Here is a 9,048-nt window from a genome sequence, read left to right as displayed (position 1 = left end):
CCCCGTTAGAGTCGCTCACCGCCCGCCCGCGGGCCCCGCCCCCCCCCCCCCACGGCTCGCTCCCGTCCTCTCCGTCCTTCGTCCCCCGTCCCCACCCTTCCTTCAGGAGAACCGACGTGACCCGCAGCCAGCTCGCACCCGGTGTCGAGATCGTCGCCGTGCCCGGGCGGGGGCTCGCCGTCCGGACGGCCGACGGGGAGTTCCTCGGCGTGCGGACCGGCGAGGCGGACGAGGCCGCGCTGCTCGCCCGGCTCTCCGGCACGGCGGCAAACGCCTGCGGCCCCGGCCTCGACCGGCTGGTCCGGGCCTTCGAGGACGCCGGATACGCGGCACCGGCGCCCCGCGCGGCCCCGTGGCCCGCCGAGCGCCGGGACGTGCTGCTGATGGGCGACCCCGTCCTGACCGAGCCGCTGGCCGGGTACCTGCGGGCGGCCGGTGCCGAACCCCGGACCGCCGCCTCACCGGCATGTCCGGAGACCGCGGCCGCGGTCGTGTGGTGCCTCGACGGGCCCGTGCCCCCGGGACTGTGGGACGCCGCCGACCGGCTGCCCGAGCGGGGTGTCGCGTGGCTGCGCTGCCACCGGGAGGGTGCGCAGGCGTACGTCGAGCCCCTCGCGGTGACGGCCGGGGACGTCACCTCCGCCCACGTCCGGGCCCGCCGCCTGGCCGCCACGCCCGCCCACCGGGAGCTGAACGCCTACTGGACCGGGCCCCGTACGGCCGGAGCGCCCTTCCGGCTGACGGTCGCCGCCGCCGGGCTGATCGCCGCGCTGCTCGCCGACGACCTCACCCGGTGGGCCACCGGCGCCCCCGCCGCCGGCACCCTGCCCGCCCGGCGCCGGCTCCGCCGCGTCGACCTGCGCACGCTGACCGTCACCGAACATCCCGTCCTGCCGGTTCCTTCGGTCGCCTCGATGCCGGGGGACGCGAGGCTCCTCTCGGTCGCCCCGGTGCCGGGAGACACAAAGCACCCCTCGGCCACCCCGGTACCGGGAGACACAAAGCACCCCTCGGCCACCCCGATACCGGGGGACACAAAGCACCCCTCGGCCACCCCGGTACCGGGAGACACAAAGCACCCCTCGGCCACCCCGATACCGGGAGACACAAAGCACCCCTCGGCCACCCCGGTACCGGGAGACACGAAGCTCCCCGGAGCCGCCCTCACACCGGCGAACCCCAACTCACGCCTCACACCGGCGGACTCAGGCTCCCGCCTCACACCGGCGAACCCGGACTCCCCCGGGGCCGCCCCCTCGCCAAGGGTGGCAGGGGCCCCCGCCGCCCCCGCGCCGGAGAACGCCGGATGACCCCGTCCACCGTGACCGTCGAGGGCCTCGCCACCGACGTCCGGCTCCCCGACGGCGGCGGTCCCTTCCCGGCCGTCCTCGTCCGTACGCCCTACGACCGCCGCCGGCACCGTGCCGAGCTGGACGCCTGGGCCCGGCGCGGGTTCGCCGCGCTCGCCCAGGACGTGCGAGGCCGGTACGGCTCCCCGGGGCGGTGGCGGCCGTACAGCGGTGAGGGCGCCGACGGCGCGGCGACCGCCCGCTGGATCCGCCGTCAGCCGTGGAGCGACGGCCGGCTGGTGGCCGTCGGCGGTTCCTACGCCGCCCACTGCGCCCTCGCCCTGGCGCTCGACGCGCCCGAAGACACCCGGCCCGGCACCCGGCCCGAAACCCTGCCCGACGCCGTGATCGCCGCCGTACCCGCGCTGGGCCCGGCCGAGACCGCCCGCGAACCCTCCGGTGTGGAACGGCTGGCCGCCCGGGCCGGGTGGTGGGCCGCCCACGGCGACCGGCGGGACTCCGAGGAGGACGCCCTGGCGAAGGCGCTCGCCGCCGACCCGGAGGCGCTCGCCCATCTGCCGCTGACCGGCCTGCCCGCGCGACTGGGCCGGAACCTGCCCTCCTGGCCGCACCTGTGGCGGGCCCGCAAGCGTGGCCGGCTCCTCGCGCGGGCGGGCGGTGCCCGGATGCCGTTGCTGGCGGTGGGCGGTCACCACGACCCCTTCGCCGAGGACACCGTCGCGCTCTGGCGCCGCTGGGGCGGCCCCTCGGCACGGCTGCTGCTGGGCCCGTGGGGGCACGGCCTCGTCGCGGAGCCCGGCCCCGGTGCCGACCCCGCGCACCGGGTGCTCCTCGGCGACCTCTACGCGAACTGGGCGCGCCGCGCCCTCGCCGGGGACCTCCGGCCCGGGCACCGCGGCGCGGTCGCGCTGGGCGGCAGCCCGCTGTGGCTGCCCGCGGACACGGAGGGCGAGCCGTACCGTCCGCGCCTGCGTCCGCTGTGCGGCATCTCCTTCACCGCCGATCCCGAACGCCCCGTGCGCTCCGACGACCTGAGCGTTCCGCAGGGCGGCCCGCCCGACCGCTGCCTGCTCGTCACCCCGCCGCTGCCGCGCCCCCTGGACGTCGTCGGCACCGCCGAGGTGCGGCTGCGGGCCGCCGCCAGCACCCCGTCCGCCGACTGGGCCGCCCGGCTCGTCGCGCTCACTCCCGGCGGCCGGGCCGAGCGACTCGCCGTCGGCGTCGTACGGCGGACGGACCCGGCGGGCCGGGCGGCCGGGTTCACCGTGGGACTCGGCCGGCTCGCGCGGCGGCTGCCCACGGGCACCCGGCTGCGCCTGGAGATCGCCGGGCACCACTTCCCGGCCCACGCCCGCAACCCCCACACCGGCGACGACCCGGTCACGGCCACCCGGCTGCTCCCCTCCCGGCGCGACGTCGTCCCCGGGAGCGTGGCGCTCCGGCTGCCCGTGCTCCGGACCCGTCCCCGCCCCACCGACCCCCTACAGGAGATCCCGCGATGACGGCGCTGCCGCTGGAAGCCCTCGTCGACCCGGTCTGCGGCATCGTCCGCAAGGTCAAGCCGGTCGAGCACCCGGCGGGCGCACCGCCCCGCTACACCGCGCTCACCGCCGAGATATCCGACGCCCGCAGGCTCGGGCTGTGGCCCGCCGACCGGGTCTCCCTCGGCACCACCTTCGGCGACCCCGGAACCGCCCGGACCGCCGCCATAGCGGAAGGCGTGGAACGGTACTGCGGCAACCGCGTGCCGCCACCCGGCCACCCCGGGGCGCCGCTGCGCGCCACCGCCGACGAACTGGCCGGCCAGGGCCTGCGGTTGTACGGACCGGACGAGGTGCCGGCGTACGCCGACTGGCAGTACACCCGCGAGAAGTTCCCGTACCGCCGCCTCACCCCCGGCACGCCCGCCCTGTGGACGCGCGGCGAGGAGCGGCTGCCGGGCGGGGAACGCGCCGAGGTGTGGGCACCCGTCGCGCTCACCCACCTCAACTGGCGCCAGGGCGAACTGCGTTCGCTGCCCCGCACCCATCACCTCAACTACGCGGGCATCGCCACCGGGCAGGGATTCGATGACGCGGTCGAGCGCGGCCTGCTGGAGATCGTCGAGCGGGACGCCCTGGAACTGTGGTGGCACCTCGACGGCCCCGCCCGCGGCATCGACCCGGCGAGCGTGCCCGGCCTCGCCGACGACCTCGCCGGCTGCGCGCTCGACGTGTGGCTCGCCGAGATGCCCTCGGAGTTCGCCCCCTGCGTGGCCGCGCTCGTGCACGATCCCCGCCTCGGCCTGTACGCCGCCGGCTTCGCCTGCAAGTACGACCCGGCCGAGGCCGCCCGCAAGGCCGTCCTCGAAGCCGTCCACACCTGGGTGTTCACGCAGGGCCTGACCGGCCCCGACGGCTGGGTCTTCCAGGCCGTCGAGGCCGGGCTGCTCGCCCGCGGGCTCTACCTGGACCACCGCGCGGACCGCCGTTACCTGGACGCGTGCGGCGAACACTTCGCGCGCGTACGGGACCTGGGGGCGCATGTGCAGGTGTGGCTGGACGAGCGGATGGCGCCCGAGGCCCGGCGGTTCACCGAACCGTCCCTCGGGGTCGTGCCCGTCGACGCGGTCGAGCCCGGCAGCCGGGAGCGGCTGGAACGCGCGCTGCACGACGGCGGCCACCGCCTCATGACGTTCGACCTCACCACCGAGGACGTCGCCGAGACACCGCTGCGCGTCGCCCGCGTCCTCGTCTCCGGACTGATCCCCAACGCCCCGGCCGCCTTCGGCTACTTCGGTTGCCCTCGTCTGGCCGACGCCGCCGTCGCGCGGGGCTGGCGCACGACGCCGCCGAGCGCGCCGGAGGACTTCACGCTGGCTCCCCCGCCGCACATGTGAGGACGGCCCTCGTGGAGATCGATCTCGTCACCGCCCTCGCCCGGGCCCGTTCCCCCGAGCCGCCCGGACCGGACACGCCCGCCGGGCCCGCCGTACGCCCGTGGCCCGGACCGCCGCGTCCCCTGCCGGCGGCCCGCCCCGGCGAACTGGACCTCGACCGGCTGCTCCGCCTCTCCCTGGCGGCCGAGGACCGCGGCGGGCGGCTGCGGCCTGCCGCGTCCGCGGGGGCGCTGCACCCGGTGGACGCCCGGCTCGTGGTGGGCCCGGGCTGCTCCCTGCCGCCCGGCCGCCACGGCTACGACCCGCTGCGCCACCGCGTGCACCCCCTCGGTTCCGGTTCCGGTTCCGGGTCCGTGTCCGGCTCCGTATCCGAATCCGGGTCCGGGTCCGAAGCCGTATCCGTATCCGTATCCGAAGCCGAATCCGGGTCCGGGTCCGGGTCCGAAGCCGTATCCGAAGCCGGGTCCGGGTCCGGGTCCGGCGAAGCGTCACCCCCCGGCGTGACCATCGAGCTGTCCGTCACCCCGCAGCGGACCGTCTCCCATTACGGCCACCGCGCCTGGCCGCTGCTCCTGCTGGACACCGGGCACGCCGCCGCCGCGCTGTGGCTGGCCGCCCGGGCGGTGGGCGCGGGCTCGATCGCCCTGGACCTCGGCGGGCTCGGCGCGGACCCGCTCGCGGCACTGCGGGTTTCCCCACCCCCATCAGCGAGGGCATCGATGAGGCCACCGGTGAGGGACACACCCGCGCCCCACGAGCCCGCGCCCCACGAGCCCGCGCCCCACGAGCCGGCGGCCCGCCGCAGCGCGCCGCCGCCCCTGCGCGGCGCCCCGTCCCGTGACGACCTGCGGGCGGTTCTCGCCACCGCCGTCGCGGCGAGCGCCGGGGAACTCGCCTGGTGCGCGGCCGTCGGCGAACCGCACGCCGGACTCGTGGAGCCGGCCGCCGACGGCTCGCTGCGGCGGCTGGCCGCCGGGGAGGCCCGGCCCACGCTCGCCGCCTGGGCCGCGGGCCAGGCGTGGCTCGCACAGGCGGGCGCGGTCCTGCTCGGGTACGGCTGCCCCACGGACGCCGACGCCCCGCGCATCCGCCGGGTGCATCTGCGCGCCGGTTTCGCCGTCCACCTGGCCCATGTGACCGCCGTCCGGCGAGGACTCGCCGGACGGCCCGTCGGTTCCTGGCAGCAGGCCGACCTGGGCGCCGCCCTCGGCGGCGCGCCGGGCCGCGACTGGATCGTCCACGGCCTGGCCCTCGGCAGCACCCATCCCGAGGAGGGGACCTCATGATCGTCCACCCCGAACTGCGCCGCGCCGCCCGGTACGCCCGGCGCCCTCTGCTCGCGGCCACCCTCCTCCAGGGCGCCGTCACCCTCACCCACCTCGCGCAGGCCGTCCTGCTCGCCGTGGCCCTCGCCGATCTGGCGCGGGGCGCCACGGACCGGCTCCCCGCCCTCCTCGGGACGGTGCTCGGCGTGGTCGCCGCGCGGGCCGGGCTCACCGTCTGCCAGCGGCGCACCGCCACCCGCGCCGGGGCACGGGTCCGGGTGGCCCTGCGCAACAAACTCCTAGTCCACCTGGGGCGGCTCGGTCCCGCCCACCTGACCACCGCCCGGGCCGGTGCCGTCCGCACCACCCTGGTCGACGGAGTGGAGGGCGTCGACGCCTACGTCTCCCGCTACCTCCCCCAGCTCCTGGTCACCCTCTGCCTGCCGCCGCTGCTGCTCGCCGCCCTGGCCGCCGTCGAACCGCTCGCCCTGGCCGGTCTCGTCCCGGCCCTGCTGCTGGCCCTGGCCGGGCCGCGCGCCTGGGACCGGCTCCTGGCCCGGCGCGGCCGGGAGCACTGGGACACCTACGAAGCGCTCGGCGCCGACTACCTGGAGGCCCTCCAGGGCATGCCCGCGCTGCGGGCCGCGGGCGCGGTCGGGCGCACCCGCAAGCGGCTGGAGGAACGCTCGGCGGCGCTGCACCGGGCCACCGTCGCCAAGCTGCGCGTCTCCCTCGTGGACACCGGCATCACCGACCTGGCCGTCCAGGGCGGCACGGTGGCCGCCGCGCTGCTCGCCTGCCGGTCGTCGGTGACCGGGGCCGCCACGGCGACGGGCACCTACCTGGTGCTGCTCCTGGCGTCGGAGTGCTTCCGTCCCGTACGCGACCTGGCGCGCGAGTGGCACGCCGGGTACCTGGGCGTGTCGGCGGCGGACGGACTCGCGGCCCTGCGGACGGCACGGCCCCTGGTGGCCGGGGAGGGAACGGCGCGGGCGGACTGGCCGTCCCCGCCCGAACTGCGCTTCGAGGACGTGGAGTTCGCCTACGACGAGCACGGCGGTGCCGGAGCGCCCGCCCTGCGCGGGGTCACCTTCACCGCCGAGGCGGGACGCACCACGGCGATCGTGGGCCCGTCCGGCGCGGGCAAGTCCACGCTGCTGGCGCTGCTCCTGCGCCATCGCGACCCGCGGCGGGGCCGGATCACCGCCGGCGGGCGCGACGTGACGGCGTACGCGCTCGACTCGCTGCGGCGGAACATCGCCGTCGTCTCCCAGGAGACGTACCTCTTCCACGCCACCATCGCCGAGAACCTGCGCCTGGCCCGCCCGGACGCCACCGACGACGAGCTGGTGCGGGCCGCGCGCGCCGCCGGCGTCCACGACGAGATCGCCGCCCTCCCCGACGGGTACGCCACCGTCCTCGGCGAGCGCGGCGCGACCCTCTCCGGCGGCCAGCGGCAACGTCTCGCCCTGGCCCGGGCGCTGCTGGCGGACGCCCCGGTGCTCGTCCTGGACGAGGCCACGAGCGCGGTCGACGAGCGCCGCGAGGCGGACATCGTCCGTGAGCTCGTGGCCGCCGCGGGCGACCGGACCGTCCTGGTGGTCGCCCACCGGCTCGCCGCCGTCCGGCACGCCGACCGCATCGTGGTGCTCGACGGGGGGCGCGTGGACGCCGTCGGGGACCACGCCGCCCTCGTCGCGGCGGGCGGCCTCTACGCCCGGCTCGTCAGGGCGGGACAGGCATACGAAGGAGAACTCGCCGCATGAGCAGCACCACGACCACCGGCCCGGCGGCCCCCGCCGTTCCCGCGCGCGGCTCGCTGCGCGCCCTGCTGCCCGCCCTCGCCGGGCACCGGGGCATGGTGGCCCGTACGTGCGCCGCCGCGCTGCTCGAACAGGGCTCGCTGGTCACCTTGCTGACGCTGGCCGCGCACACCGTCGGCGCCGCCGTCACCGAGGGCCGCGTCCCCGCACCCGGCACGGTCGCCGCCCTGGTCGCCCTGGTCGTCGTACGCGCCGTCATGACGTGGCGGGAGATGGACCTCTCGCACGACCTGGCCTACCGGGTGCTGGCGGAGCTGCGCGTGCGGATCTTCGACGGGCTGGCCCGCAGCGCGCCCGCCCGCGTGGCCGGCCGGCGCAGCGGGGACCTGGCCGCCACCGCGATGGCCGACGTGGAGGCGCTGGAGTTCTTCTACGCCCACACCACGGCCCAGCTCCTGGCGTCCGGTGCGGTGTTCGCCGGCGGGACCGCGGTCCTGGCGGGGGTGGAGCCGTGGCTGGCGGCGGCGGTGCTCCCGGTGGCCGCGCTGCTGGCCGTGGCGCCCTTCGCCGACGCGCGGGGGCGGGCGGAGCGCGGGGCCCGGACCAGGGCGGCCGCGGCGAGGCTGTCGGCCGACACCGTGGAGACGGTCGACGGGCTGCGCGACCTGCTGGCCTTCGGCGCGCTGCCCGCGCGGCGGGACCGGCTCGCCGGGCGGGGCCGGGCGGTGGGCGAGGCGCAGCGGGCCGAGGCGGGCGGGGAGGCCCTGGCCGCCGCCGTCCGCGACCTGCTCATCGTGGCCGCGGTCCTCGGCGTGGTGGCCGCCGCGGCGCAGTCCGTGACCTCCGGGCGGCTGCACGGTGCGTGGGCGCCGGCGGCGATGACGCTGGCCCTGTCGGTGCTGGGCCCGGTCGCCGAGTCGGCCCGGTCGCTGAGCCAGGCGGTGGGCCTGCGCGCGGCGGCCGCCCGGGTCGACGCGGCCCTGAAGGCCCCCGCTCTCGCCCCGCCGCCCGCCGCGCCCCGCCCGCTCCCCGCGGGCCCGCTGGGCGTACGGCTGCACCGGGTGGGCTTCGGCTACGGGGGCCGCCCGGTGCTGGACGGGGTCGACCTGACGGTCCCGGCGGGGCAGACCCTCGCCCTGGTCGGCGTCTCGGGAGCCGGCAAGTCGACCTGTGCCCATCTGCTGGCGCGTTTCTGGGACCCGTCCGCGGGCTCCGTTCAGCTGCTGCCGGCCGGCGGCGGACCCGTCGACGTCCGCGACCTCGACGACGCGGACCTGCGCGCCGCCGTGGCCGTGGTGGGCCAGGACACCCCCCTGTTCCACGGCACCCTCGCCGAGAACCTGCGGCTGGCGGCGCCGGACGCGGACGAGGAGGCCCTCGCCGCGACGGCCCGGCTGTGCGGTATCGACCGGTTCGCCGCCCCGGACACCGTCGTCGGCGAGCGCGGCGCGACCCTCTCCGGGGGCCAGCGCGCCCGGATCGCCCTGGCCCGCGCCCTGCTGGCCGAGCCGCGGGTGCTCGTCCTGGACGAGACCACCGCCCATCTGGACAACGCCGGCGACGCCCAGCTCGCCGCCGCGCTGGCCCACGGCGACCGCACCACGATCGTCATCGCCCACCGCCCGGCGACCATCCGCCGCGCCGACCGCATAGCGGTCCTCGCAGGGGGCCGGGTCGTGGAGGAGGGCACCTGGCAGGAACTGACCTCCCGTCCCGACGGCGCGCTCGGCCGGGTACTGGCCGTCACACCGTCCTGAGGCGGCGTGGGGCCCGTCCCCATCACGCGAGGGTTCCGGTCAGGTGGCCGGGCCCTCGCGCGTGTCGTTCCGTGG

General features: G+C 78.0%; 6 protein-coding genes. All 6 read left to right on the top strand.

Annotated features, from left to right (window positions below):
- Positions 1-116 precede the first annotated feature (116 nt).
- The 6 genes from ABZ340_RS18525 to ABZ340_RS18500 are packed head-to-tail and all read left to right on the top strand — an operon-like array spanning position 117 to position 8,973.
- Positions 117-1,310 (top strand): hypothetical protein, encoded by a 1,194-nt coding sequence (locus ABZ340_RS18525; RefSeq protein ID WP_358782830.1) that lies wholly within the window; start codon positions 117-119, stop codon positions 1,308-1,310.
- Positions 1,307-2,812 (top strand): CocE/NonD family hydrolase, encoded by a 1,506-nt coding sequence (locus ABZ340_RS18520; protein WP_358782829.1) that lies wholly within the window; start codon positions 1,307-1,309, stop codon positions 2,810-2,812. Before ABZ340_RS18525 ends, ABZ340_RS18520 begins: the two co-directional genes overlap by 4 nt.
- Positions 2,809-4,188 carry a YcaO-like family protein gene (locus tag ABZ340_RS18515; RefSeq protein WP_358782828.1) on the top strand — a complete coding sequence of 460 codons (1,380 nt, stop codon included), beginning with the start codon at positions 2,809-2,811 and terminating at the stop codon, positions 4,186-4,188. The genes ABZ340_RS18520 and ABZ340_RS18515 overlap by 4 nt, the downstream gene beginning before the upstream one ends.
- 11 nt (positions 4,189-4,199) lie before the next feature.
- Positions 4,200-5,474, top strand: coding sequence for a SagB/ThcOx family dehydrogenase (locus ABZ340_RS18510; protein WP_358782827.1), 1,275 nt, complete (start codon positions 4,200-4,202; stop codon positions 5,472-5,474).
- Positions 5,471-7,219 (top strand): ABC transporter ATP-binding protein, encoded by a 1,749-nt coding sequence (locus ABZ340_RS18505; protein WP_358782826.1) that lies wholly within the window; start codon positions 5,471-5,473, stop codon positions 7,217-7,219. Before ABZ340_RS18510 ends, ABZ340_RS18505 begins: the two co-directional genes overlap by 4 nt.
- Complete coding sequence (locus tag ABZ340_RS18500; protein ID WP_358782825.1) at positions 7,216-8,973, top strand: ABC transporter ATP-binding protein; 1,758 nt, start codon at positions 7,216-7,218, stop codon at positions 8,971-8,973. The genes ABZ340_RS18505 and ABZ340_RS18500 overlap by 4 nt, the downstream gene beginning before the upstream one ends.
- The last annotated feature ends 75 nt before the right edge of the window (positions 8,974-9,048 follow it).

Origin of the sequence: Streptomyces sp. NPDC006134, from assembly GCF_040628835.1 — a bacterium.
In the GTDB taxonomy this organism is placed as follows: Bacteria; Actinomycetota; Actinomycetes; order Streptomycetales; family Streptomycetaceae; genus Streptomyces.
Note: the sequence above shows the minus strand (reverse complement) of the source record. Positions and strands in the feature narration are given on the sequence as shown.

Excerpts from the sequence above, each read along its gene's own strand:
- ABZ340_RS18520 (WP_358782829.1), top strand. The coding sequence starts at position 1,307 with ATGACCCCGTCCACCGTGACCGTCGAGGGCCTCGCCACCGACGTCCGG.
- ABZ340_RS18515 (WP_358782828.1), top strand. The coding sequence starts at position 2,809 with ATGACGGCGCTGCCGCTGGAAGCCCTCGTCGACCCGGTCTGCGGCATC.
- ABZ340_RS18505 (WP_358782826.1), top strand. The coding sequence starts at position 5,471 with ATGATCGTCCACCCCGAACTGCGCCGCGCCGCCCGGTACGCCCGGCGC.
- ABZ340_RS18500 (WP_358782825.1), top strand. The coding sequence starts at position 7,216 with ATGAGCAGCACCACGACCACCGGCCCGGCGGCCCCCGCCGTTCCCGCG.